This window comes from Denitratimonas tolerans (assembly GCF_037203605.1).
GTDB classification, from domain to species: domain Bacteria; phylum Pseudomonadota; class Gammaproteobacteria; order Xanthomonadales; family Xanthomonadaceae; genus Denitratimonas; species Denitratimonas tolerans.
Genome location: NZ_JBBDHC010000019.1, coordinates 1 through 25,731, shown reverse-complemented (window position 1 = coordinate 25,731; position 25,731 = coordinate 1). Strand labels below are relative to the sequence as shown.

Sequence of the window (25,731 nt, the reverse complement as noted above, 5' to 3'; positions counted from 1 at the left end):
GTGCGGATGGCTGCCGCGCGCTTGGCGCAGCCGGCAGAGGGTTGCCATACTTCATGCACTGGATTGCGCGGCGGGCGCGGCGGCAGGCCCCGGAGAGGTTCTGATGGATGCTGGGCGCGACATCGACACGGATCAGACCTGCGAGCTGGCGCGGCGCTGCGCGGAAGGCGACGCAGCGGCGCGCGACCGGCTCTTCGCCGCCGTGTACGACGACCTGCGCCAGCGCGCCCACCGCCTGCTGCGCCAGTCCGAGGGTGCGACGCTCTCGACCACCGCGCTGGTGCATGAAACCTATCTCAAGCTCGCCGGTGGCCGCCTCGCGCCGCAGGACCGCGCCCACTTCCACGCCATCGCCGCAGCAGCGATGCGCCAGGTGTTGCTCAACGCGATGCGCGACCGCGTCGCCGCCAAGCGCGGCGGCGGGCAGCTGTGCGTCACGCTCGGCGCGGCCGAGGACGTGGCAACAGCGGATCCGGACGCCGCGACCGACCTGTTCGCGCTGGACGCCGCGCTCACCGCGCTGGCGCGTGAGGATGCGCGCCTGGCGCAGGTGGTGGAGCTGCATTTTTTCGCAGGCCTGGGCTTTGCCGAGATCGCCGAGCTTGTGGCGCTGTCGGAACGCACGGTGGCGCGCGACTGGCGCGCGGCGCGCGCGCTCCTGCGCCTGCACATGGCCCAGGCGCAGTGAGCCTGGACGAGATCGCGCTGCTGCGCGAGGCGCTGGAACTGCCGGAGTCCGAACGCCGGGCATTCGTCGAGCGCCGCTGTGCCGATGATCCGGCGCGGCGCGCGCGCCTGCTCGACCTCGTCGTGCTGGACGCCGAGGGCGATACCCTGCTCGACGGCGGTGTCGATGCGCTGTTGGCCGATGCGTTTGCCGGCGACGCGGCACCCGCGCCGCCCATGGTCGATCGCAGCGGCGAAACCATCGGGCCCTGGCGCATCCTGCGGCATCTGGCCGAGGGCGGCATGGGCAGCGTCTGGCTGGCCGAGCGTGCCGACGGCGCGTTCGCCCAGACCGTGGCGCTCAAGACGATCAAACCGGGCATGGACAGCGCCGCCGTGCTGCGCGCCTTCGAGCGGGAGCGCAGCCTTCTGGCGCGGCTGCAGCATCCACAGATCGCGCACCTGATCGATGGCGGCGTCGATGCCTCGGTACGGCCCTGGTTCGCGATGCGCTACGTGGAAGGCGAACCGCTCGACCTCTGGCTGCAGCAGGCACCGCCGCTGCACCGCCGCCTGGAACTGTTTGCCTCGCTCTGCCGCGTGCTGGCCTATGCGCATCGCCAGCTCGTGGTGCATCAGGACATCAAGCCCGGCAACGTCATCGTGCAGGCCGACGGCACGCCCTGCCTGCTGGACTTCGGCATTGGACGCATCCTGCAGGGCGACGCCGCCGGTGGCATCCAGACCGTACAGCGCTTCGCCAGCCCGGCCTACGCCGCGCCCGAGCAGATCGCGGGCGGAGCGATCAGCACCGCCACGGACGTGTATGCGCTCGGCACCATCCTGTTCGAACTTCTGACCGGGCGGCGCTACAGCGCGATGCATCGCGACGGCGACGCCACCACGCGGCCGTCGCACGCGGTGGGTGCCGGCGACGATCCGGCGGCGATTGCGCTGCCGGCAGCGCAGCTGCGCGGCGACCTGGATGCCATTGCCGCACGCGCGCTGGCGGTCGATCCCGCGCGCCGCTACGGCGGCGCCGATCTGCTGGCCGACGATGTGGAACGCTACCTCGCCGGCTGGCCGGTGACCGCGCGTCCCGATGGCGAGCTGTATCGCTTCTCCAAGTGGGTGCAGCGCAACCGCCTGGCCGCGGCGGCGCTGCTCGCGGCGCTGCTGGCGCTGGGCATCGGGCTCGTCGTCAGCCTGCAGCAAACCCGGGTGGCGCGGCAGGAAGCGCAGCGCGCCACCGCGATGAAGGATTACCTGGTCAGCCTGTTCGACGCCGGGCGCATCAACGCCGCGGGCGTGGGCGTGCTGGACCAGCGCGTGATCGACCTGCTCGATGCCAGTGCCGATCGTCTCAAGGAGGAGCTGGCCGGCTTGCCCGAGGTGCGCGACGAGATCTACACCACCCTGGTGGAAATCTACGACGCCAACTACCGCTCCGAACGCTCTGCGGCGCTGGCGCGCGAGCGCCTCGAACAGGCCGAGCGCGCCTTCGGCACCGATGATGTGCGGGTGGTGCCGGCGCTGACGCTGCTGGCGGGCGTGCATCTCAACCAAGCGGAGAACGCGCCGGTGCCGGCGCTGCTGGAGCGCGCCCAGGCGCTGCTGGATGCCGCCAACGAGCACGATTCGCTGACCCAGGCCCTGATATGGCAATACCGCGGCGTACTGGCGGATCGCGAGGGCCGGGTCGACGAGGCCGTCGCCCTGCTGGGGCGCGCCGTCACCCTCTTGCGCGGGCGTTTCCCCGGCAGCGACGAACGCATCATCGCGCTGTTGCAGTTGCTCCAGGCCCTGCCCGCGGCGCAGAACCCGGCCCACGCGCAGGCGCTGATCGGAGAAATGCGCGAAGCGGTGCGGGAAAAGCACGGTACGGAGCACGTCTACGACGTGCAGGTCGACGTGATGGAGGCCCAGCTCCTGTCCGCGCTCGGCCGGTTCGGCGAGAGCCGGGACATCTTGCGCCGCGCCGTTCCGCGCATGCAGCACTTCTTCGGGGAATGGCATCACGACGTGTTCGCCATGCGCTTCCAGGAAATCGGCGTGCTGCTGGCCATGGACCGGCTCGACGAGGCCGAGGCGCTCTGGCGCGAGGTGGACGCCCAGCGCCAGGCGCACGCGGCCGCCGCGCCGGATCTGGCCGAGGGATTCCGGACCCTTCGCGAGCAGATCGATGGAATGCGCGCGCAGGGCGGCACCGCGCCACAATAGCGCGCATGGATCACCCGCAGACTTCCGCGTCCACCGCCCTGCCGCGCCGCCGGCGCGTCCAGCCCGGCCGCTTCCGCTGGCTGTGGATCGCGCTGGCCTGGCTCGCGCTGGGTTTGGGCATCCTCGGCATCGCGCTGCCGGGCCTGCCCACCGTGCCCTTCATTCTCGCCGCCTCGTTCTGCGCCGCGCGCGGCTCGCGCAAGCTGCACGTGTGGATGCGCCGGCACCGCCGCTTCGGGCCGATGATCCGCAACTGGGAAGACCGCGGCGCGGTCAGCCGCCGCGCCAAGTGGCTGGCGAGCGCGATGATGGCGCTGTGCTCGCTGCTGATGGCCCTCAGCCCTTCGCCCTTCTGGGCCTGGGCCACGGGCAGCGCGATCATGCTGATCGTCGCCATCTGGCTGTGGCTGCGGCCGGAGTCGTAGACTCCCGCAACGCGCGCTCGCCGCGGCGGCGGGTGGCTGCCCATCCGGGAGACCTCTCATGCGCCTGCGTTCCGCCCTGCCGCTGCTCCTGCTGCTCGCCGCGCCCGGTGCCTGGAGTGCCACCCATCAGGTCGGCCCGACGCGGCCCCACGCCACGCTCGATGCGCTGTTTGCCGCCGTCGATCTGGCGGGTGGCGACGTGGTGGAGGTCGATGGCGGCGTGACCTACGCCGGCGGCGTGATCGTGCCGCCGGCGGACGGCGGCAGCCCCGGCAATCCGGTGGTGATCCGCGGCCTGCGCGCCAGCGGCCTGCGTCCGGTGCTTTCCGGCGGCACCAACACCATCGAGTTCCGCCGCGCCGACCACGTCGTGTTCGAAGGATTCGAGGTCACCGGCGGCAGCTCGCGCTGCGTCTTCGTTGTCGCCCACGAGATCACCCTGCGCGATCTGTTGATCCACGACTGCCCGAGCCACGGCGTCCTCAGCGCCGACAGCCATTCGGGCACCCTCACGCTGGAATTCAGCGAGATCCATTCCGCCGGGAGCGGCACCACGCGCCACGCGCTCTACATCCAGAGCGACGAAATGACCCATCCCGGCTCGGTTTTCCGGATGCGCTGCAACTACGTCCACTCCGGCACCGGAGGCAACCTGCTCAAGAGCCGGCACGAGCGCAGCGAGATCCACTACAACTGGTTCGAAGGCGCGGCCTACCACGAGCTGGAGCTGATCGGCCCGGATGCGGTGACGCAGCTGCCCGGCTGGACCCCGGGCCTCGTGCGCGAGGACCAGGACGTGGTCGGCAACGTCATCGTGCACTCCAATCCGGGCTTCGGCGCGGTGATCCGCGTCGGCGGCGACGGCAGCGGGGAAAGCCGCGGCCGGGTGCGTTTTGCCAACAACACCATCGCGGTCACCAGCGGGAGGGACGCGACCGTATTCCGCATCTTCGACGGCATCCAGGCGGTGGAGGCGCACAACAACGTGCTGGCCGCGCCCAGCGGCGGCACCCTGCGGGTGGAGCGCACGGTGGAAGCGCAGTGGACGAACGGGCGCCAGGTCGGCGGCAGCAACAACTGGGTGCAGAGCGATGCGACCTATCTGCCGCCGGAATGGATCGGCACGCTGCTGGGGACCAGCGCCGGCTTCGTCAACGCCGGCGGCCTCAACTTCATCCCGACCGCCGGCAGCCCGCTGCTGGATGCGGCCAACCCCGCGCCGCAGCCCATTCCCGGCTACGCCGTGCCCGATACGCTGTTCCCGCCGACGCTGCAGCCGCAGCGTGGACCGGACTGCACGCCGCGCCTCGCCAGCGGCACGCTCGACATCGGCGCGCTGGAGCGCGACGCGAACGCGCTGTTTGTCGACGGGTTCGAGGGATGACGTGATCGTCCAGCCGTGCTGCACGGCGCGCCACCGGTTCGCCGACCGTCCGGGCCAGGAAGACGCGCGATGCGAGCGCCTGCGCGAGCTGATCCGTCGCCTGCGCGGAGTCGCTGCCACAGCGCCGCGGGCGAACTTCGCAGTCGCGTGCGGGTGTTTTTCCTAGGCGAGCTCCCCGCAGGTTCCGATGCGTGCGTCCGGCGTGCGCCGATGGGTGCGCAGCGGCGCGTTTCGCACACTGTCTCCACCGGCCGGGAAGCCTCCCGACGGATTCGCACTCACACACCGGAGACACGCCATGAACCGTTTTGCCCTCGTCCTCAAGTCCCTGTTCCTTTCCCTCGTGCTGAGCGCCTCGGCGTTCGCCGCCGGCGCGGTCAACATCAACACCGCCGACGCGCCGGCGCTGGCCGCCGGCCTCACCGGCGTCGGCCCGGCCAAGGCGCAGGCCATCGTCGAATACCGCCAGGCCAACGGGCCGTTCAAGAGCGCCGACCAGCTCGCTGCGGTGAAGGGCATCGGGCTGGCCACGGTGGAAAAGAACCGCGACCGCATCGAGCTTGGCGGCACCCCGCGCACCAAGTGATGCCGTTCCACTCGAAGTGCCCCGCGGCTTGATTGCCGCGGGGCGTTTGCGCGCGTGTGGACGGCTGCTGCGACGCGCGCGGCGTCGATCAGGCCGGATCGGCCGCAAACCGCGCCTGCATCCACCCCGCAAGGTCGCGGATTTCCTCGGCGCAAACGGCGTGGGGCATGGGGTAGCGGTGCCATTCCACCCGATAGCCGAGCGCGCTGAGCGCATCGCGGCTGGCTTCGGCGCGGGGAATCTGGATCACCGGGTCGATGCTGCCGTGAGCCATGAAGATGGGGGTTTCCCGGTTGGCCGAAGCGGCCTCGGCTTCCAGCGTCCAGGCCAAAGGCAGGTAGGTGGACAGGGCGATGATGCCGCCCAGCGCGTTGCTCTGGCGCAGGCCGGCGGTGAGCACGATGGCGCCGCCCTGCGAGAACCCGGCCAGGAGGATGCGCCCGGCGGCGATGCCGCGCGCAATCTCGCGTTCCACCAGGCGGTCGACAAAGGCCGCCGAGGCGCGGATGCCGGCCTCGTCCTGCCGTACATCGAGGTCCACGCCAAGGATGTCGTACCAGGAGCGCATCCGGGCGCCGCCGTTGATCGTGACCGGCTGCACCGGCGCGTGCGGGAAGACGAAGCGGATGGCGGGCCAGTCGCGCTGCACGAGTTCCGGCACGATGGGTTCGAAGTCGTGGCCGTCGGCCCCCAGGCCGTGCAGCCAGACCACTGCCCACGCCGGTGCGGGGCCGGTCTGGCGTTCGATGCCGTCGAAGTCGGTCACAGTCGGTTCCTTTTCTGGTCAGTGGCTTGCCGTATCGCGAATCAGTGTAGCCGGCGGCGTCGGTCCGGTTCGCGCCACCGCGGGCGCCGGCGCGGTGATAATGTCGCGTCGGTGCCGCGCCGAAGGCCTCATGGTCGCGCGCATCGACAGGTTCCACATGCTCCGGGGAAACGAGAAGTCATGTACAGCATTCCGGTTCACTGCGATGCCCACGGTGGCTGGGGCATGCTGCACGGCGTCGTGCATCTGGAGGAGGGCCGGCTGCGGCTGGAGTACCAGACCGGCGACGCCGTGCTGGGCCTGCTGCGGTCGGCCAGCAAGGAGCTGGTGGCTGGCTTGGATGCGGTGGCGAGCGTGCGCTACCGGTCCGGGTTTCTCTGGATGAGCCCGAAGATCGAGCTGGAGTTTTCCGACTTCAAGCTGGTCAGCAGCGTGCCGGCGGGCTATTCGGGCAAGCTTGCGCTGAAGGTGCCACGCGACAGCCGCGCGATGGCGCGAAAATTCGTCGAGGAACTGGATCGGGAGCTGTCGTTCCGGCGGCAGCTGCGATTGGAGCAGGACATCCAGCGCCTGAGCCGGGCCGATCCGCGCCCGCAGCATGATGAAGCGGCTGCTGTTGAACCACCGGCCGCGCGGCGTCCGGGATCGTCGGCCGACGGTGCCCATGCGGTGCGTGAGTGACGGCGCGCACATGAATTGCGCCTGAGCCTGTCCGCTGGCGTGGAGAACGCCGGCGAACGATAATCGCCAGTCCTTTCATGCAATCGCCCGGTACGCGCACGACAGGTGCGGCGGGGTGCTGCGGGCCGTTCTGCGAGGCGTTCCGAGATCCATGACCCCACCTGAAGATGCCGCCGTCGTTTTCGACAGGGTCACGCTGGCCTACGGTCCGCGCACGATCCTGTCGGGCGTGGACATGGCGATGCCGCGCGGCAGCATCACCGCCGTGCTGGGGCCGTCGGGCGCAGGCAAGTCCACCCTGCTGCGCGCCGCGGTGGGCGAGCTGGATCCTTCCGCCGGGCGCATCACCGTGCTGGGTGCGCCCTTGCCGCGCCCGAGCGTGCGCAGCCTGTTCGCGCTGCGCCGCCACATGGGCGTGATGCTGCAGGGCAACGGCCTCCTGAGCGACCTCGACGTGTTCGAAAACGTGGCGCTGCCGCTGCGCACCCACACCCGGCTGCCCGAGGCGCTGATCGTCGAGCTGGTGCGGATGAAGCTCGCCGCGGTCGGGCTGGCCGAGGCCGGCGCGCTGGAGGTCAACGAGCTGTCCGGCGGCATGGCCAGGCGCGTGGCGCTGGCGCGTGCGGTGGTGATGGGTCCGCCGCTGATGTTCTACGACGAACCGCTGACCGGCCTGGATCCCATCGCCTGCGGCGTCATCGTCGAGCTGATCCGCGGCCTCAACGAGGCACTCGGCATGACCAGCCTGGTGATCTCGCACAACATCCACGAGGTGGTTGCCATTGCCGACCAGGTGCTGATCGTGGCCAATCGCGGCATCGTTTTTGCCGGCGCGCCGGACGAGCTGGCCGCCACCGATGATCCGCTGGTGCGCCAGTTCATGGACGGCCTGCCGGACGGACCGATCGGTTTCGACTACCGCGCCACGAAGAAGGCGAACCATGGCTAGCCAACTCGCCGCGCTCGGCGCCTTCGGGCTGTTCCTGCTGCGCATCCTGGGCGCGATCCGGTTCACGCGGCCGCAGCTGCGCGACACCATCCGGCAGATCTACGTCATCGGCGCGCGCTCGGTGCCGATCATCGCGGTGGGCGGTGCCTTCGTGGGACTTGTGATGACGCTGCAGGGCTACCGCACCCTGGTCACCTTCGGTGCCGGCAACGCGCTGGGCACGATGCTCTCGCTCACCGTGTTCCGCGAGCTGGGGCCGGTGCTCACGGCGATCCTGTTCTGCGGGCGCGCGGGTTCCGCGATGGCGGCCGAGCTGGGCCTGATGCGCGCCACCGACCAGATCACCTCGCTCTCGATGATGGCGATCGATCCGGTCGGCAAGGTGGTGGTGCCGCGCTTCCTCGCCGGCTTCATCAGCGTGCCGCTGCTGACCGCGGTATTCATTGCCTTTTCGATCCTCGCCGGCTGGCTGCAGGCGGTCTACATCCTGGGCGTGGATTCGGGCTACTTCTGGGCCTCGCTGCAGTCGAGCGTGGACCTGTACGAGGACTATGGCCAAGCCTTCGTGAAGGCGATCGTGTTCGGTGCGTTTTGCGCGCTGATCGCCACCCACGTGGGCTACCACGCCAAACCGACCCCGGAAGGCACCTCGATCGCCACCACCCAAGCGGTGGTGTACGGCTCGCTGATGGTGCTGTTCCTGGACTTTCTGCTCAGCGCGACCTTGTACTGAGGCGTGCGCGGCGTTGATGATGAACTGATGCGGAGGGTGTGCTGATGGCCAGTCCCAAGACCGAGTGGAGCGTGGGTGCCTTCATCCTGATGGGGTTTGCCTGTGCGCTGGTGCTCGCGTTCGCCTCGACCAACTCGGCCGATCGCATGGGCGGTGCCAGCTATCGGGTCACCGCCAGCTTCACCAACGCCGGCGATCTCAAGGCGCGCGCGCCGGTGAAGATCGCCGGGGTGAAGGTGGGTGAGATCGAGTCGATCTCGCTCGATCCGAACTTCGATGCGAAGGTCACCCTGCGCCTGCAGCAGTCTGCCGGCGAGTTGCCGGCAGACACGGGTGCCGCGATCTTCACCAGCGGCCTGCTGGGCGAGCGCTACATCGGCCTGTCGCCCGGCGGCGATCCCGAGCCGCTCAAGGACGGGGACGAGATCCTCCTGACCCAGCCGGCCGTGGTGCTGGAGCAGCTGATCGGGAAATTCCTGTTCAACGCCGATTCCGCCCGCAGCGACGATGCTGGCGGCGGCGCGCCCGCGCGCTGATCCCTTCGACAACGAGAAGAAACCATGCTCCTGCGCCTCTTTCTTGCCCTGCTGCTGACCGTTGGTGCCGCGCCCGCGGCGTTTTCCATGGAGCCGAGCGAGCTCGTGCTCGAGCGCAGCCATGCGGTGCTGGACGCCATCGCCACGCGGCGCGAGGAGTTCCGCGCCGATCCGGCGGCGCTGCGCGGCTTCGTCAAGTCCCAGCTCAACGACGTGATGGACCGGCCCTATGCCGCCCAGCTGGTGCTGGCGCGCCACGCGCGCGGGGCCAGCGCGCAGCAGATCCAGGCGTTTGCCGACGCGCTCACCGACAACCTCCTGCGCCGCTACGCCGATGCCCTGCTCGACGTGGACGCGGGCACCGATGTGCGCATCGCGGCGACCACGCCGCTGCGCGATGGCCAGATCGTGCGCGTCGCCAGCCGCATCGTGCGCCGCGCCGGCGAGCCGGTGCAGGTGGACTACATGTTCCGCCGCAAGGGCGATGCCTGGCTCGTGTTCGACGTGATCGTCGAGGGCATTTCCTATGTGCAGACCTACCGCAACCAGTTCGACGAAATCCTGCGCACGCGCAACCTCGATGCGGTGATCGAGGACCTGCGCAGCGGGCAAATCCAGCTCGAGGACTGACCGTGGACACGAACGCCGCAGCCCCCTGGCCGCTTCCCGAGCGGCTCACCCTCGAAACCGTCGGCGGCATCCATGCGCAGTGGCTTGGCAAGGAAACCGCAATCGGCGATCTGGACCTTTCCGGCGTGAATGAGATCGACAGCGCCGGCGTCGCGCTGCTGCACTGGCTTCGCGGGCGCCAGCGCGCCCTCGGACGCGCGCCCTCGCGGGTGCGCGAGGACGCGGCGGGGCGCTATCGCGCGCTCTGCCGCGCGCATCGACTCGATGACATGGCAGGATGAGGCCGTGAACGGGCTGCGTGCTCTGGTGATGGTTGCACTGCTCATGGCGCTGGCCGCGTGTGCCGGGAACGGCACGCGCACGCCGCCGCCGGACGCCGGACGGGATGCGGCGGCCGCCGACGCCGATTCGGCCGCGCTGGCGGGCGCGGAAGAAAAGCCGCATTACGGACTGGCTCCCGAGGATCCCTGGGAGCGCTTCAACCGCGGCATGTTCGCCTTCAACGACACCTTCGACCGCATCCTGCTGCGGCCGGTCGCCAAGGGCTACGCCACCGTGACGCCGCGCCCGCTGCGCACCGGCATCAGCAACTTCTTCACCAACCTGCAGCAGCCCCTCACCGGCATCAACCTGCTGCTGCAGGGGCATCCGGGGCAGGCAGGCAGCGCGCTGGGACGGTTCGCGCTGAACGCGTTCCTGGGCCTTGGCGGCGTCCTGGATCCGGCGACCGACGTCGGCATCCCGCTGCGCGACCGCGGCTTCGGACAGACGCTGGCGAAGTGGGGGTGGCTGGATTCGCGCTATCTCGTGCTGCCGCTGTTTGGCCCGAGCACGGTGCGCGACGGCATCGGCAAGGGCGTCAACGCCTCGGTCAGCCCGATCACCTGGCTGGCGGGGCGCGAAGGCGCCGAGGTCAGTCTCCTGTACGGTGTCGACGCGCGCGCCTCGGTGCTGCCGTACGAAGCCATGATGGAGGGCGCGGCCGATCGCTACCTCTTGATCCGCGACGCCTACCTGCAGCGCCGCCGCTGCCAGATCATCGACTGCAGCGGCGAGATGCCCGATTACCTGCTGCCGGATTACGAGTTCGAGATTCCGGATTTCGATACGCTGCGAAACTGACGCGCGCATCCGCACCGAGGGGAGAGTTATCCATGAGCCAACACGACGACACGCCGGTCACGCAGGCGCAGGCCGAAAGCGCGATACGCACCCTGCTGCGCTGGGCCGGCGACGATCCCGCGCGCGAGGGCCTGCTCGACACGCCCACGCGCGTGGCGCGCGCCTACCGCGACTGGTTTTCCGGTTACGAGATCGATCCGGCCGAGTACCTGCACCGCACCTTCGAGGAAGTGGCCGGCTACGACGCCATGGTGGTCCTGCGCAACATCCACTTCGAGAGCCACTGCGAACACCACTTGGCCCCGATCATCGGCCACGCGCACGTCGGCTACCTGCCCAGCGACAAGGTGGTGGGCATCAGCAAGCTGGCGCGCGTGGTGGATGCCTATGCGCGCCGCTTCCAGGTGCAGGAAAAGCTCACCGCGCAGATCGCGCACTGCATCCAGCAGGTGCTCAAGCCGCGCGGCGTGGGCGTGGTGATCGAGGCCTCGCACGAGTGCATGACCACGCGCGGCGTGCACAAGCGCGGGGTCAGCATGGTCACCAGCCAGATGCTGGGCGACTTCCGCGAGGACGCCCGCACCCGCGCCGAGTTCATGCAGCTGATCCGCGGCTCGCAGCCCGGCTGAGGCCCGCCCCGCGAAAGCCTCGCCCGCGCTCAGGCCCCGGACTGGCGCAGCAGCTTCAGCACCATCGACACCACGCTGAACGCGCCCAGCAGCAGCAGGGCCCAGAGCAGCCACTGCCAGGGCGTGGGCGAGCCGGAGGCATCCGGTCGCGGTGCCAGCGCCGCGCCGCCGCCCAGCTCCGCGCCGCGCCCCAGCCGCGCCTGTGTCGGCATCCAGTCAGCACCGCGCGCGCTGCGCGCCTCCAGCAGCACCGCGTTGAGCGGAAAACTGCCGCGCTCGCTGCGCGCGCTGCCGGCGGCGAGGCGGAACGGGCCCTCGCCCTGGGTCAGGAAGGCGAAGCGGTCCGGCCGCCAGGACAGGGTCAGCGTCGGCGTCTTGAGCTGTACCGGATCGGTGCGCACGCGCCACTGGCGATCGCGCACCGGCTCGATGTCGAACGGACTGGATTCGACCGCGCCGCCGCGCCCCGACAGGTGAAACACCGCGCCGCGCGCGCGTTCGCGCCAGGGCAGGTCGCTGCGCGGCCGGCTCTCGATGATGACGCTGGCGGCGGCGTTGCGTTCGGCCAGGGTCACGAGGATGCGTTCCACCGGCAGCGGGCCATTGGCCTGGTACAGGAATCCGGGCAGGCGCGCCTCGGTGTGCCCGGTCAATTCGATGCTGGCGGTGGCGCGGGCGACCGGATCGGGCGTGCGGCTGCGCAGCGCCTGGACGGCGACGACGGGAAGCGGCTGCGGCGCATCGGTGCGCACCAGCCGCACATAGGGCAGCGCCGTGTCGGAGAACTCGATCCGGCGTCGTTCAAGGCGCAGGCCGTTGTCGTTCAGCGCCACCAGCGCCTGCGCGGTGGCCAGCCGCGTCCAGGCGGACAGGTCGCGGCTTCCCAGCACATCCACCCGCGCCACCAGACCTTCGGTCCCGGGGCTGAACTCGACCGTGAGGCCGCGGGTTCGGCCGGGCATGGCGGAAAGATCGAGCAGGATCTCGGAGGCGGATTCGGTGACGACATCCCCGCCCATGTCCAGGTTCGCGTCCAGCCGTTCCAGGTGCCCGTCGGTGCGCCGGGCCACGACCAGCCGCAGGCGCTCGCTGGCGGTACGCGCGCCGCTCACCGGGATGCGGAACATCGGCACCTCCACGGGTGCCGTGGGCGCACGCGCGAGGTCGGCACGGGCCAGCACGGCATCGAGCGGGGCGGTCGGCACGGCCTCGTCGTGGCCGTTGAACACCACCAGATCAGCCACGTCGTCGCGCCAGAGCCGGGCGTAGACTTCCGGGGTCAGCTCGACCTGCACGAGGTCTTCCTGCGGTGCCACGGTGAGCGGCCACTGCCAGGCGAAGTCCTGCGGCGCGGGCGGCAGGTTGCGCAATTCCTGGGCCGGTGCCAGCGAGGCGATCAGCAGCAGCGCGAAGGGGAGGATGCGCGCGATCATGGGCGGGACTCCTGACGGGGTTCATGGCGTGGCGGCGTCGGGGCGATGCGCCCGACCAGCACCAGCAGCAGGCCCACCGCCATGAAGGAAACGATGCCGGCGATGTTGCCGACGTACTGGCGATCCACCAGCACCAGCTTGAGCAGCACCAGACCCATGGTGATCGCCCCGGCAAGCCAGAGGCTCCAGCGCTGGCGGCGCGAGCCCAGCAGCCAGGCTCCCACGCCCAGAATGCTCCACAGTACCGTCAGCGTCGTTTGCGCCACGCCGTGGTTGAGGATCATCGGATTCCACGCCAGCCCGGCGAAGTGGTGCACCGCGCGCAGCCCCGCCAGGCTCAGCACGAGGAGGGCCGCGCCTGCCGCCAGCGCCGGTGCCGGTTCCGGCACGCGCTGCCAGGCCCAGCGCGCCGCGACGATCAGCCCGATCGCCTGCAGCAGTTCGCTCGGGTTGACGAGCGGCAGGAAGGGCAGGGGTGCGGTGTCGCCGGACAGCAGCAGCGACTGGGCCCAGGCCAGCGCAAGCACGATGCCCGACAGCGCGAACCAGATGCGTGCATATCCTGGAAACTCCCGCGCCAGCGGGAATGCGCCCAGCGCCGGCAGGCGCCAGGTCAGCAGCGCCAGTGCGATCAGCGGTGCCAGCCCGAGCGCGAACACCCAGTCCTCGCCCAGCGCCGCGGCACGCGCCACCTGCGCCAAGGCCCCGCCGTAGACCAGTGCGAGTGTTGCCAGAAACAGGAGGTGCCCGACGCCCAGCCCGCGCTGCGCGGGTCGGCGCAGCAGCGCCAGCCCGGCGAGTGCTGCCGCGACCCAGGCCAGCCACAGCGTGCCCTGCGGCCAGTGCAGTGCGAGCGCGGCCTCGTGCTGGCCGATCAGCGCCAGCGCCGCACTCAGGGCCAGCGCCAGCAGCACGTTCCAGCCCAGGCGCGGCCAGCGCAGCAGGTGGCGCAGGCCGCCCATCGCCAGCAGGGTGAGCGCGGCGAAGGCGAGCCAGGCCAGCGGCGTGCCTGCGCCCGTCGAAAGCAGCCCGCCGCCGTGCGCGTGCTGGTCGATTTCGCGCGCACCGGCCAGATGCCACCAGGCCGTGCCCACGAGGAATCCCGGCCACACCGCCAGGCGGCCGGCCCCGGCGCGCTCGTACAGCCAGCTGGTCGCAAAGGCCGAGGCGGCCAGCAGCGATACCGCCAGCGCGTGGCCGTTGAGGACGGGCCATTCACCGGCAGCGGCGTCCCAGCCGCCGTCGAACAGGCTGATGAAACAGGCTGCGCCCGCCAATATCTGCAGGGCCAGGCCCGACGCCTGCGGCAGCGCGCGCCGCTGGCGCAGGCCGAGCCAGACCAGCGCGGCACCTTCCAGCGCCCAGGTGATCGCGGTCCAGCGCGAGGAGAACGCGAGCGGGATGGCAAGCGTCGCGAATCCCGCCGCCAGGATTCCGAACGACTGCCCGATGAGGGCCATGTCGCGCCGCCGCAGCAGCCACCCGGCCAGCCCGGCGTAAATCACCGCCACCGCCATCGCGCTCCAGGCCAGGCGCATCGGCTGGTCGTGGAGCATCCCGGCCTGCAGCCCGAAGGCGAGCAGCGGCGTGCCGAACACGATCGGCCCATCGACCAGTCCGCGCAGGCGTCCGGGCGCGCGCAGCGCGTGCAGCGCGGCGATGGCGACATAGAAGCCGAAGAACAGGATCAGGAACGGCTCGACCGTGGTGAAGTGCTCGGGGCGGTAGTAGCGCATGCCCCAGCCCAGCCCGATCAGGAAGGTGAAGGCGAAGCCGATGAGGTTGAGCGCGCGCCAGTGCCGCACCCAGGCGATGGCGAAGACCGCCAGGTTGAGCAGCGCGTAGTAGGAAAACAGCACGACGTGGCTGCCGCTGCCGGTCGACAGCAGCACCGGTGCCAGGTAACCGCCGAGGAATCCCGGCACCGCCAGCGCAACCGCGTTCTGCAGCACCGCCAGCATCGCTGCGCCGGCCACCAGCACCAGCACCAGGGAGAAGGCGACGCCGGCAGGCAGCAGCGCGTAAAGCCGGTACGCCGCGAAAGTCGTCAGCAGCAGGATGCCGATGCCGCCGCCCTGCAGGCTCAGGCCGAACGCCGGCCGCTCGATGCGGTTGCGCCAGCCCCACAGCACCGCCGCCACGCCGCCGGCGGCGATCAGCGCCAGGCGCAGCGGCAGCGGCAGGCTGACCCAGCCCGCGTCGATTGAATACTTGAGCGCCGCCGCCACGCCGAACAGCAGCACCAGCATGCCGATCTTCACCGGCACGTTGCCGCTGAAGAACCATGCGCGCACCCGCTGCAACCCGTGCTCCAGCGGAGAGGGTCCGGCCGGGACCCCGGTCTGGACGCGGGCGTTGGAAACGGCCGCCGGCGGCATCGCGCGGATCGGCTCGGTGCGGGCAGGCGACGTCGGGGCGACAACCGATTCGAGCAGTTCGGGCGCACTTTCCATCCCGGTCGAATCCACGCAGCCGGCTTCGCGCGCGGCTGGATTCACCTCGGCGTGCCGTGCCGGCGATCCGCTCCCCGCCTCGTGCGCGGGCGGAATGCCGGCGTCGGATGTCGCGACCGGAGCCTTGGGCGACGCGGCACCGGGCGCTGCCGCTTCCGCGACCGGTTGCGCGCCCTGACGCGCCACCTGGCTTGAACGCAGCGCGCGCAGACGCGCCTCCACCGCGTCCAGCCGTCGGCCCAGCGCGCGAATGCGGCCCCACTGCCAGCCCAGCAGCGCGCCTGCGAGGAACCCGAGGAGCGCCGCGCTTCCGTCGCCCGCCACCAGGCCCAGAATCGACCCGACGAGCGCCATGATCCACTGCATCGCACACCGCGCAAGACGGGCGACGCCTGCGCCCGGGGGCACGAGTATGGCGCAAGCGCGGGTGGCCGCAGCGGCGTTGCATGACGTGAGGCATTTGCGCGCCCTTCCGCTCGCTGACACAATCCGGTGCGCACTCAGGGGTGGGGCACACGGATTCGGCAGGACATCGGGATTCCCGACGTCGGGCGACCTGTTGCCAGGGCGTCGGATCGGCCGAGGGGTCGGGCGCAGCTTGCTCCCGTGCCGCGCCGCCGCCGATGGTGCGAACGTGCTCAATCCGGTTGTTTCGGCACCGACCTCATCCTTCCACGGAACTCCATGCCAATGCCTCTTCCCTTTCCAGTGACACGGCTGGCCATCGGGCTGGCCGTCGCGTTTGCCTGCGGCAGCGCCTTCGCGCAGGCCCCCGAGCTGATGCTGACCCCGGCGCGCGACGCCGCGCCCGAAACCATCGCCGAAGACTATTTGCGCCAGTCGGCTGCGGCGCGCGGCCTGGCGGACTCCGACCTGGAGTACCGGCACCAGGAGAGCAGCTACGTCACCCGCCACAACGGCGTGTCGCACCAGTTCTTCCAGCAGTACGTCGATGGCCTCCCGGTGTACAAGGCCATCGCACAGGTGAACGTGCTGCCCGACGGACGGGTGCTGAGCGCGAGCAGCGCCTTCGAGGTGAACGTGCAGGCGCGCACCTCCGCGCGCGAGCCGGCGCTGACGGCCGCGCAGATGCTCACCCGGGTGGCCGCGCATTTCGGCATCGATCGCTTCAACCTGCCGCTGCCCGAGCGCGCGCCGACCGGCCGCTAGCAGCACGCCCGCTATCCCGGCGGCATGCTGTCGGAATCCCCGATCGACATGGAGCTGGTGTACGAACCCGTCGGCACCGAGCTGCGCCTGGCCTGGCGCGTGGTGATCGACCATTACCAGACCCGGCAGGAGCATCTGGACATGCGCTTCGACGCGCTGACCGGCGCATTGCTGGCGCAGGACAACTGGGTCGATGACATCGCCGACGGCGCGGCGGCACCGGCCGCGGCGGCCTACAACGCCGAGTACCGCGTCTTCGGCCTGGGCGTGGAAAGCCCCGGTCACCCCGGTGCCTCGCACGACCTCGTGTCCAATCCGCCCGAAGCCAACGCCTCGCCTTCGGGCTGGCAGGACACGCGCACCAACCCGCCGGCCGGTGCGCCCGAGGCGCTGCACACCCGCGGCAACAACGTGCGCGCGCAGTGGGATCTCGGTGGCAGCAATACCGACGTTGATGCCAACCGTCCGCTCGGCGTGTGGAACGCGGGCAGCCAGACGCTGAGCTTCGATTTCCCCTGGGTCGAAAGCGAGGAGCCGGCCACCACCACCAACCGCGTGGCCTCGGTGGTGAATCTCTTTTACTGGAACAACATCATCCACGACGTGCTGTGGCAGTACGGCTTCGATGAGCCGTCCGGCAACTTCCAGCAGAACAACTTCGGTCGCGGCGGAGCGGGCAACGACGCGGTGCGCGCCGACGCGCTCGACGGCTCGGGAACCAACAACGCCAATTTCTCGTCGCCCGGCGACGGCAGTCCGGGACGGATGCAGATGTTCCGCTGGACATCGCCCGGCGGCGTCGAGGTCACCGCGCCCTACGCCGCCACCTACCAGTCGCCGGTACCGGACGACTGGGGCGGCACCTTCACCTCGCTCAGCGGCGAGGTGGTGCCGGTGCAGGGGCCGACCACCGGCATCCAGGGCTGTGAAGGCCCCTATGCCAATGCCGCTGCGGTCAGCGGCAAGATCGCCCTGGTGAAGCGCGGCTCCTGCGAGTTCGGCCTCAAGGCGCTCGTTGCGCAGCAGAACGGTGCCGCCGGCGTCATCATCTTCAACAACGACGGCACCAACACCGGCGCAGGCATGGCCGCCGGTACCAGCGGTGCCAGCGTCACCATCCCGGTGGTCGGTATGCTCGGCAACCAGGACGGTGATGCCCTGCTGGCCGCCGCCGCGGGCGCGCCGGTCATGGTCACGATGAGTCCCAAGCTCTACCCGGATCGCGACAGCGACTTCGATGCCGGCATCATCGTGCACGAGTACGGCCACGGGGTGTCGAACCGCCTGACCGGCGGCACCCAGACCGGCTGCCTGTCCGGTGACGAGCAGGCCGGCGAGGGCTGGAGCGACTTCTACGGCCTGATGTTCACCATGACCGACGCGGTCTGCGACCTGCCGCGCGGCATAGGCACCTACTCGAGCTTCGAGCCCGGCGACGGACGCGGCATCCGGCGCTTTCCGTACAGCCCGGACATGAACGTCAATCCGTTCACCTTTGCAGACGTGGCCGATACCGCGCAGTCGGTACCGCACGGCGTGGGTTCGGTCTGGGCCACCATGCTCTGGGACATGAGCTGCAAGCTGGTGGACCGCTACGGCTATGAGCAGGACATCCACAGCCGCGCTGGCGGCAACGGCCTGGCGCTACAGCTGGTGACCGACGGCCTCAAGCTGCAGGGTTGCCGACCGACCTTCGTGGCGGGGCGCAACGGCATCCTCGGCGCCGACACGGCCTTGGCTGCAGCGGATCCGCAGTACCTGAGCAACAAGTGCATCATCTGGCACGCCTTCGCGCGTCGCGGCCTGGGCAATGCTGCCAGCAGCGGCAGCGTCAACAGCCGCACCGACCAGACCCAGGACTTCACCGTTCCGGCCGAATGCCAGAGCTTCCAGGTGCAGGTGAACGTGACCGGCCCGGGCACGGTGGGCCCGTCGGCTTCGCCCGTCACGGCGGCCTACGAGGACGTGCTGGGCTTCACCCTCATGCCGGACGCCGGCGGCACGATCGCTTCGGCCGAAGGCTGCGAAGGCACGCTCACCGGCAGCACCTTCACCACCCGTCCGATCGTGCGCAACTGCACCATCGCGGTGGTATTCGACGGCGTACCGCCGCTGCCCGACGCGATCTTCGCGGACGGCTTCGAAGAGCCTGCCACGCCCTGACCTTCCCGCCGGGCGCAGGTCCGCCTGCGCCCGGCGGCGAGCGCAGCAGGCGCAACGCAGAACGCCCCGGCATGGCCGGGGCGTTCTCGTTTCTGAACGAATTCGGGCGGTGGCTACCAGCTGTAGCCGGCGCGTGCGTAGTAGTAGCGGCCGTTGAAGCCGAACGGCGACTGCAGGCTGTAGGGGATCAGGCCGAAGGTGGAGTTGGCTGCGATCACCTTGTCCGGATAGGCGTCGGTGACGTTGTCCGCGCCCAGGGTGAAGGACCAGTTCGCGTTCGGCCGGAAGCTGGCGGAAAGGTCGACCACCCACGTGGCACCAAAGCGCTGGTCCTGCGCCGGAACGCTGGCGTGGCGCGTGGTGAACTCGCCGTAGCGGGTCGAGCCGAGGTTGAAGGTCCACTGGTCCAGCGTCCAGTTCGCGCCCAGGGCGAACTTGTCGCGCGGGAAGCCCTCTTCGATGCGGCCGCGCTCGTCGCGCCCCATGCGTTCGAGGTTGGCGCCCAGCGCATCGAGCTGGGACGGATTGGGCGCGATGCGCGTCACCGTGGTCTTGTTGCGGTTGTAGCTGGCGGTCAGGTCGAGGTTGCTGGAATCCAGCGCGATCGACCAGGTGCCCACCACGTCCACGCCGCGGGTACGGGTGTCGATGGCATTGTTGAAGTAGCGCGCGCTGGTGACGCCGCTGATGCCCAGCCCGGCCAGGAGATCCTGCGCGGCCTGGTTGCTTCCGAGCAGGAGATTGGACGACAGCACGATGCGGTCGTCGATGTCGATCTCGTAGGCGTCGACGGTGAAGTACAGCGCGTCGGTCGGCTGCAGCACCAGGCCCAGGCTGTAGGAGAGCGAGGTTTCCGCCTGCAGCGGCTCGGCACCAAGCGCGCGCGCCACCGGCCCGGCCGCCGGGAAGGTGCCGGCCTCGTAGGCCACACCGTTGGTGATGTTGGTGGTGACCGCCTGGTAGTTCTGCTGCGCCAGCGAGGGCGCGCGGAAGCCGCTGGCCACGGTGGCGCGCAGCGCCGCCGCGTCGGTGAAGGCATAGCGGCTCGACAGCTTGCCCGAAAATTCGCTGCCGAAGTCGGAGTAGTTTTCGTAGCGCCCGGTCACGCCGCCGGAGAACCTGTCGCCGAAGTCCGCCTCCAGGCCGGCGTAGGCGGCGAGGTTGTGGCGTTCGTGGCGGCCGGCATTGCGCGGGGTGAAGCCGCCAAAGCCCTGCGCGCCCGAACCGAAGTAGGAATCCGGTTCGCCGGCGGCCTGTTCCCAGGTCTCCTTGCGGTATTCGGTGCCGGCCGAGAACGTGGCCGGGTAGTCCAGCCCGATGCCCACGGGGCGGGAGAAGTCCGCGTTGATCACCTGCTGGGTGTAGGTCAGGGTGCCGTCGTGGAAGCTGCGCGGGCTGTTGGCACCCAGCGCGTAGTTGATGGTGTTCTGGGTGCGGAAGTCGAGGGTGTTGCGGCCGTAGTCATAGCTCACGTCCCAGTTCCAGCCGCCGTCCGAGCCGCCCGTGGCACCGAGCACGAAGCTGCGGTCGCGCGACTTCTGGTTGATCTCGGGCACATAGCCGTTCGGATACACCTGCGCCAGCAGCGCGCCCTGGCCGCTGTGGTTCTTCGAACGGTAGAAGGCGAACGAGTCGATGTCGCGGTTGCTGCCCATCAGGGTGGCGTAGAAGCGCGTGTCGTCGGCCACCTGCAGGCTGGCGTTGGCCGCCACCGCGGTCGCGTCCACCTCTGGATCGCCGATCTTGAACGTGGCCTCGCCCACGCCCGGAAAGTTGCCGGTGTGTGGCGCGGTGCCGGTGTAGGCACCGGAGCGGTTGGTGATGTCCTGGTGGCCGGTTTCGGCGGTGAGGTGGATGCGGCCGGCACCCTCGCCGAAGCCCACTCCGCCGTCGGCGGCAAGCTGCCACTGCTGGCCGTCGCCTTCCGAGTACTCGCCGTAGCGCGCGGCGATGCTGCCGCCCGATCCCGCACCCTTGAGCACCAGGTTGACCACGCCGGCGATGGCGTCGGAGCCGTACTGCGCCGAAGCGCCGTCGCGCAGGACCTCGACCCGCTCGATGGCGCTGACCGGGATGGCATTGAGGTCCACCGCGGAGGAGCCGCGCCCGATGGTGCCGTTGACGTTCACCAGCGCCGAGACGTGGCGGCGCTTGCCGTTGACCAGGATCAGCACCTGGTCGGGTGCCAGGCCGCGCAGCTGCGCCGGACGCACGCCGCTGGTGCCGTCGGCAATCGCCGGACGCGGGAAGTTGAGCGAGGGCAGCGCGCGCGCCAGCGCCGTGGCCAGCTCGGTGGTGCCGGTGGCCTGCAGCAGTTCGGGCGTGATGATGTCGATCGGCGACTGCGATTGCGCCACGGTGCGGTCGGTGACGCGCGTGCCGGTGACGATGACGGTATCGAGCGCCTTGGCCCCGTCGGTGCGCGAGGCCTCCTGCGCCTGGGCGGGCACCGCCAGCGCCAGCACGACGGCCAGCGACAGGGAAGTATGCTTGAGTGGCATTGCGGATGTCCTTTTCTTGTGGGGGATTGCGGAGGCGGTTCGCGGCGTCGTTTTGTGCGCTGCACGATCTACCAAGTAGCGCGAACCCGAGGCCGTGTCAAACGCCCCGTGGACGTATCGTCAGAACCGGGGGTGCCGGTCTGGGCTCGCGGGGACGCCACGGGCGCGCGGGTAGGTGTAACGTAGTCCGCCAGTTCCCGAGGTCGAGCCTCATGCGCCAGCCAGCCGCTCTTCTCCCCTGCCTGTTACTCGCCGCTTCGATGCTGCTTCCCGGCTGCGGCCGGGAAGCCGAGGCCCCTGATCCCGCCGCGTCGTCTTCCGCGCCCGCCGCGCCGCCCGCGGTCGAGCTGATTTCGCGCGACGTGCTGTTCGGAAACCCGGAGCGCGCCAGCGTCCAGATCAGCCCGGACGGCGCCTACCTGAGCTGGGTCGCGCCGCGCGAGGGCGTGATGAACGTCTGGGTCGCGCCGATCGGCGATCCGGACGCCGCGCGCGCCGTCACCGCCGACACCGCGCGCGGCATCCGCAATCATTTCTGGTCCTACCGGCCCGGCACCCTCCTGTACGTGCGCGACAGCGGCGGCGACGAGGACTTCCACCTGTTCTCGGTGGATCTGGACAGCGGCGAGAACCGCGACCTGACGCCGTTCGCCGCCACCACGGCGAGCGTGGTCGGGCTCAGCCACCGCCATCCGGATCTCGTGCTGGTCGGCATGAACGACCGCGATCCGCAGTGGCATGACCTCTATCGCGTCGACCTGCGCGACGGTACGCGCACCCTGGTGGAGAAGAACGAGCAGCAGATCGGCCAGTACTTCGCCGACGGCGAGCTGCAGCCGCGCTTTGCCATGCGCAGCCGCACGGACGGCGGCAGCGACGTGCTGCGGCGCAAGGGCGATGCCTGGGAGACGTTCGACACGATCGGATTCGAGGATTCGATGACCACTGGTCCGGCCGGCCTGAGCGACGATGGCGCGACGCTCTACCTGCGCGATTCCCGCGAACGCGACACCTCCGCACTGTTCGCGCTCGACGTCGCGAGCGGCGCGCGCACCCTGCTGCATCAGGATCCGCGCGCGGACGTGAGCGACTGGCTCGCCGATCCGGTGACGCGCCGGGTGCAGGCGGTGTCGGTCAACTACCTGCGCGACGAGTGGACCGCGCTGGACGAGGCGGTTCGCGCCGATCTGGAGCGCCTGGCGGCGCTCGGGCCGGGCGAAGTCTCGGTCAACGGCCGTACCCTGGATGACCGCACCTGGATCCTGGCCTATTCCGCGGCCGAGTCGCCGGCGCAGTACTACCGCTACGAGCGGGCCGGTGCCGGTACGCTGACCCGCCTGTTTTCCGCGCGCCCGGCGCTGGAGGGCGCGCCGCTGGTGCCGATGTGGCCGCAGGAAATTCCCTCGCGCGATGGTCTGACCCTGGTCAGCTACCTCTCGCTGCCTCTCGCCGCCGATCCGGATGCAGACGGCAAACCCGATGCGGCAGTGCCGATGGTGCTGCTGGTGCACGGCGGCCCCTGGGCGCGGGATTTCTACGGCTACAGCGGCGTCGACCAGTGGCTCGCCAACCGCGGCTACGCCGTGCTGCGCGTGAACTACCGCGGTTCGACCGGCTTCGGGAAGGCCTTCACCAACGCCGGCGACGGCGAGTGGGCGGCGAAGATGCATGACGACCTGCTCGATGCGGTCGAGTGGGCCATCGCGAAGGGCGTCACGCGCCGCGATCAGGTCGCGATCATGGGCGGCAGCTACGGCGGCTACGCCACCCTCGTCGGCCTCACCTTCACGCCGGAGACGTTCGCCTGCGGCGTGGACATCGTCGGCCCTTCCAACCTCAATACCCTGCTCGCCACGGTGCCCGCCTACTGGGCCAGCTTCTTCGAGCAGCTGGCGCGACGCATGGGCGATCCGCGCACCGAGGCCGGGCGCGCCTGGCTCACCGAGCGCTCGCCGCTGACCCGGGTCGATCAGATCCGCAAGCCGCTCCTGATCGGGCAGGGCGCCAACGATCCGCGCGTCAAGCAGGACGAGAGCGACCAGATCGTCAACGCCATGACCGCGCGCAACATTCCGGTGACCTATGTGCTCTTCCCGGATGAAGGCCACGGCTTCCAGCGCCCCGAGAACGGCAAGGCATTCAACGCCGTCGCGGAAGGCTTCCTCGGGCAGTGCCTCGGCGGGCGCGTGCAGCCGATCGGCGAAGACTTCGCCGGCTCCAGCATCCAGGTTCCCGCCGGCGCGGCGCAGGTGCCCGGCCTGGAGCAGGCCCTGTCCACCCACGCCGGCGAAGTCAGGCAATAGCGCGCCGGTTCGCGACGCCGGAAACGCCGGGCGGTTCACGCGGAGCCGCGTACCGCCCGGTTACGGGCGCGTCCATGGCACCCCGGATTTGCCGGGGATCCCTCACGTGAATCGTCCGGGCGCCCCCGCGAGGTGCCCGACTACAGCAGCCCTGAAACAAGGCCCAGCGCAACCACGACCAGCATGACCGCGACCAGGCGTTGAATGCCCGGCATGGTCATCTTCCTGAGGTAGCTGTTGCCCAGTGCCGCCCCGGCGAATGCCGCCACTACCGCCGCCGCCAGCAAGCCGTAATCGAAGCCTGCGCTCTCGCGGGCGAGCGCGGTGGAATAGATGGCGAGGCGGGAAAAATCGATCAGGCAGGCGATGACCACGCCCGTGGCAATGAACGCCTCCTTGGTCAGCCCCGCCCGCGACAGGAAGGCCGAGCGCAGCGCCCCCTGCATCCCGGAGAGACCGCCAAAAAACCCGCTGAGCGCGCCGCCCAGGGGCATGTACTGCGCCCCAAACGACAGGCTGCGAAAGCGCGGGAGGAACTCCAGCAGGGCGAAGAGCAGCAGGAGCAATCCCACCACCAGCTTGACCGGCGTAACCGACACCACCCGCCCGAACGCCGAGTAGGAGAACATCGGCGTGATGCCGGCGAGCCAGATCAGGGCCCAGGCACCAAGGAACGACATGACGATGGCCGGCAGGCCGAAGCGGACGACCACGCGCCGGTCGGCGTGCCGCCCGGTCAGCGCAAGCTTGAACAGACTGTTGAGGAAATGGACGATCGCGGTGAGCGCCACGGCCTGCTCGATGGGAAAGAACAGAGCGAAGGCCGGCAGCAGCAGCGTGCCCAGACCGAAGCCGGAGAAGAACGTCAGGGCCGATGCCAGCAATGCCACGGTACAGATGATCAGGTAACTCATGAGGCAATCACCGCGCTGTCCTCCGGGTCTCCGCGCGCCTGTTCGATCAGGTCAATGCGCATCTGCTGCACCTGGCCGCACCACTCATCCACGCCATCGCTGGCAGGGCTTCGCGTGGTCGCGGCCGATGCCAGCCGGATCAGGGTCAGCCCCCGCGCCAATGCGCCGTTGCAGGCCGATCACTGGGCGTTCGCCCTGCTCCTGCCCGGTGCCAACGGATCCTGCCCCCGTTTCACGGACACCCGCCTAAGCAGCGTTTGCCTTCTCGAACTGCTCGGGACTGAGATAGCCCAGTGTCGAGTGCAGGCGGTTTCGATTGTAGTCAACCTCGATGTGCTCGAACACATGCGCACGCGCCTGCTCGCGCATGGCGAAGCGCTCGCCGTGGATCGCCTCGACCTTGAGGCTGTGGTTCCAGCTTTCCATCGCCGGGCGGGCTCTGACATGAAGTGCAACACGGCGGATTCAATACTGATTCGCAACACTCACGGTTGTGAGGAGGCTCAGGCGACCTGACCCGCTCGCATCAAACCGCCTGCGCATCGGGCATATCGGGGGGCTTAAGTTGGGAGCATTGGGACTTCAGCACCCTCAGCGGGGATGAATTGAGCTGGATCGAGGCTCACCTCCACACTCGTCCACGCAAGAAGCACGGATTCAAAACACCCCTCGATGTGTTCGAGGATTCCATCAACGGTGTTGCGAATGAGGGTTGAATTCGCCGCTCGGGCAAAGCCCAGCACAAAGCCGAATGCACGAATCCAACCGCTCCCGCCTTGCCGAAGTTGAAGCAGAAATGTCAGCAGGAAAAACAGGGTTTCAACGCCGTGAAGCGGTCGCTTCATGAAACCCGGCCGTCAGGGGTTGACGAGGGAGTCCATACACGCATTGTTAGGCCGCAAACCCTCACAACCTGCCCCAGGACTGGCGAAGCCCAGCAAGGTGCGCAAGACCAATAGCGAGACAGATCGAGGAGCTCACGACCCAGAACGTGACGCTGTTGCCTGGAAAGTACGCCATGACTGGAACGAACGCCACACCGCGCACGATGTAAATGGCCGTAACGGCAGAGAGAACCGTCCGGCGCAGCGGAAGCTTGCGAAGCACGCCCGCAGCGGACAGGGCGTAGGCTGCCCAAACTGCCAGAACTGCGGCGATCGCGAGCGTAACTACTGTGGGGTACCAATGACCCGCGGTATGCATCTGGGCTATTTGCTCCCCCGCACCCAAGAGCCGGAAGAGCGGCGCGCCGACCAACAAGCATGCGAGGTGCAGGAGGGCCGCAAGACCACTCAATGCGCCGCCAACGATCAAGAGTTTGTTCTTTGGGCCTGCCACGCGCTTCCCCTTGCGGCCTAACGCTTGAAGTAAGCCGCGCCGCGAAGCGGCGTCGGCTTGAATGATCGAATGGACTCCCCCCGCGTCCCACACGGCTTCGATGAGCCAGACTGATGTTGTTGACCATCA

Annotated in this window: 21 protein-coding genes and 2 pseudogenes; 16 read left to right on the top strand and 7 right to left on the bottom strand. The window is 69.6% G+C overall.

Features of this window, described 5'->3' with window-relative positions; genetic code table 11:
- Positions 1–103 precede the first annotated feature (103 nt).
- The 5 genes from WB794_RS11975 (at position 104) to WB794_RS11955 (ending at position 5,281) form a co-directional block, all read left to right on the top strand.
- The gene (locus WB794_RS11975) at positions 104–688 is read left to right on the top strand and encodes an ECF-type sigma factor (RefSeq protein WP_337336091.1); all 585 of its coding nucleotides are present in this window, start codon (positions 104–106) and stop codon (positions 686–688) included.
- Positions 685–2,886 (top strand): serine/threonine protein kinase, encoded by a 2,202-nt coding sequence (locus WB794_RS11970; RefSeq protein ID WP_337336090.1) that lies wholly within the window; start codon positions 685–687, stop codon positions 2,884–2,886. Before WB794_RS11975 ends, WB794_RS11970 begins: the two co-directional genes overlap by 4 nt.
- Before the next feature lie 5 nt (positions 2,887–2,891).
- Positions 2,892–3,311: a YbaN family protein gene (locus WB794_RS11965; RefSeq protein WP_337336089.1), complete on the top strand. Its 420-nt coding sequence runs from the start codon at positions 2,892–2,894 to the stop codon at positions 3,309–3,311.
- 58 nt (positions 3,312–3,369) lie between these two features.
- Positions 3,370–4,695 (top strand): right-handed parallel beta-helix repeat-containing protein, encoded by a 1,326-nt coding sequence (locus WB794_RS11960; protein WP_337336088.1) that lies wholly within the window; start codon positions 3,370–3,372, stop codon positions 4,693–4,695.
- 298 nt (positions 4,696–4,993) lie between these two features.
- Positions 4,994–5,281, top strand: coding sequence for a ComEA family DNA-binding protein (locus WB794_RS11955; protein ID WP_337336087.1), 288 nt, complete (start codon positions 4,994–4,996; stop codon positions 5,279–5,281).
- A gap of 88 nt (positions 5,282–5,369) precedes the next feature.
- Here WB794_RS11955 and WB794_RS11950 read toward each other — a convergent pair whose 3' ends face one another.
- The gene (locus WB794_RS11950; protein ID WP_337336086.1) at positions 5,370–6,047 is read right to left on the bottom strand and encodes an alpha/beta hydrolase; all 678 of its coding nucleotides are present in this window, start codon (positions 6,045–6,047) and stop codon (positions 5,370–5,372) included.
- A gap of 180 nt (positions 6,048–6,227) precedes the next feature.
- On the opposite strand from WB794_RS11950, the gene WB794_RS11945 reads away from it, so the two are divergent.
- The 8 genes and pseudogenes from WB794_RS11945 (at position 6,228) to folE (ending at position 11,327) form a co-directional block, all read left to right on the top strand.
- Entirely contained in the window at positions 6,228–6,728 is a 501-nt protein-coding gene (locus WB794_RS11945; protein WP_337336085.1) for a hypothetical protein, read from the top strand.
- A 151-nt stretch (positions 6,729–6,879) separates the two neighbouring features.
- A pseudogene (locus WB794_RS11940) lies at positions 6,880–7,675 on the top strand (ABC transporter ATP-binding protein); the annotation flags it as partial.
- Entirely contained in the window at positions 7,670–8,410 is a 741-nt protein-coding gene (locus WB794_RS11935) for an MlaE family lipid ABC transporter permease subunit (protein ID WP_337336129.1), read from the top strand. The pseudogene WB794_RS11940 and the gene WB794_RS11935, both read left to right, overlap by 6 nt.
- A 44-nt stretch (positions 8,411–8,454) precedes the next feature.
- Positions 8,455–8,946, top strand: a complete 492-nt coding sequence (gene mlaD / locus WB794_RS11930; protein ID WP_337336084.1) for an outer membrane lipid asymmetry maintenance protein MlaD — start codon at positions 8,455–8,457, stop codon at positions 8,944–8,946.
- Between the two features lie 24 nt (positions 8,947–8,970).
- A complete protein-coding gene (locus WB794_RS11925; RefSeq protein WP_337336083.1) occupies positions 8,971–9,576 on the top strand; it encodes an MlaC/ttg2D family ABC transporter substrate-binding protein in 606 nt (201 codons plus the stop codon).
- Positions 9,577–9,578: 2 nt separating this feature from the next.
- A complete protein-coding gene (locus WB794_RS11920; protein WP_337336082.1) occupies positions 9,579–9,857 on the top strand; it encodes an STAS domain-containing protein in 279 nt (92 codons plus the stop codon).
- 4 nt (positions 9,858–9,861) lie between these two features.
- Entirely contained in the window at positions 9,862–10,698 is an 837-nt protein-coding gene (locus WB794_RS11915) for an MlaA family lipoprotein (protein WP_337336081.1), read from the top strand.
- A 32-nt stretch (positions 10,699–10,730) separates the two neighbouring features.
- Positions 10,731–11,327, top strand: a complete 597-nt coding sequence (gene folE, locus WB794_RS11910; protein ID WP_337336080.1) for a GTP cyclohydrolase I FolE — start codon at positions 10,731–10,733, stop codon at positions 11,325–11,327.
- 29 nt (positions 11,328–11,356) lie between these two features.
- Here folE and WB794_RS11905 read toward each other — a convergent pair whose 3' ends face one another.
- Both WB794_RS11905 and WB794_RS11900 read right to left on the bottom strand, forming a co-directional pair.
- Positions 11,357–12,760, bottom strand: coding sequence for a DUF3999 family protein (locus WB794_RS11905; protein ID WP_337336079.1), 1,404 nt, complete (start codon positions 12,758–12,760; stop codon positions 11,357–11,359).
- Positions 12,757–15,567: a DUF2339 domain-containing protein gene (locus WB794_RS11900; RefSeq protein WP_337336078.1), complete on the bottom strand. Its 2,811-nt coding sequence runs from the start codon at positions 15,565–15,567 to the stop codon at positions 12,757–12,759. Before WB794_RS11900 ends, WB794_RS11905 begins: the two co-directional genes overlap by 4 nt.
- Before the next feature lie 330 nt (positions 15,568–15,897).
- On the opposite strand from WB794_RS11900, the gene WB794_RS11895 reads away from it, so the two are divergent.
- A complete protein-coding gene (locus WB794_RS11895; RefSeq protein ID WP_337336077.1) occupies positions 15,898–16,383 on the top strand; it encodes a hypothetical protein in 486 nt (161 codons plus the stop codon).
- Positions 16,384–16,407: 24 nt separating this feature from the next.
- A complete protein-coding gene (locus tag WB794_RS11890; protein ID WP_337336076.1) occupies positions 16,408–18,546 on the top strand; it encodes a M36 family metallopeptidase in 2,139 nt (712 codons plus the stop codon).
- Positions 18,547–18,659: 113 nt separating this feature from the next.
- On the opposite strand, the gene WB794_RS11885 is transcribed toward WB794_RS11890, so the two are convergent.
- On the bottom strand, positions 18,660–21,047 hold the full coding sequence (locus WB794_RS11885; protein WP_337336075.1) for a TonB-dependent receptor plug domain-containing protein: 2,388 nt from the start codon (positions 21,045–21,047) through the stop codon (positions 18,660–18,662).
- A 212-nt stretch (positions 21,048–21,259) separates the two neighbouring features.
- Between WB794_RS11885 and WB794_RS11880 the strand changes: the two genes are divergently transcribed.
- Positions 21,260–23,350 carry a S9 family peptidase gene (locus tag WB794_RS11880; RefSeq protein WP_415926689.1) on the top strand — a complete coding sequence of 697 codons (2,091 nt, stop codon included), beginning with the start codon at positions 21,260–21,262 and terminating at the stop codon, positions 23,348–23,350.
- A 140-nt stretch (positions 23,351–23,490) separates the two neighbouring features.
- Here WB794_RS11880 and WB794_RS11875 read toward each other — a convergent pair whose 3' ends face one another.
- From WB794_RS11875 to WB794_RS11865, 3 genes and pseudogenes are all read right to left on the bottom strand, one after another.
- Positions 23,491–24,264, bottom strand: a complete 774-nt coding sequence (locus WB794_RS11875) for a sulfite exporter TauE/SafE family protein (RefSeq protein ID WP_337336073.1) — start codon at positions 24,262–24,264, stop codon at positions 23,491–23,493.
- Positions 24,265–24,510: 246 nt separating this feature from the next.
- Positions 24,511–24,687, bottom strand: a pseudogene (locus tag WB794_RS11870) (IS3 family transposase); the annotation flags it as partial.
- Between the two features lie 137 nt (positions 24,688–24,824).
- The gene (locus tag WB794_RS11865) at positions 24,825–25,109 is read right to left on the bottom strand and encodes a hypothetical protein (RefSeq protein ID WP_337336072.1); all 285 of its coding nucleotides are present in this window, start codon (positions 25,107–25,109) and stop codon (positions 24,825–24,827) included.
- Between the last annotated feature and the right edge of the window lie 622 nt (positions 25,110–25,731).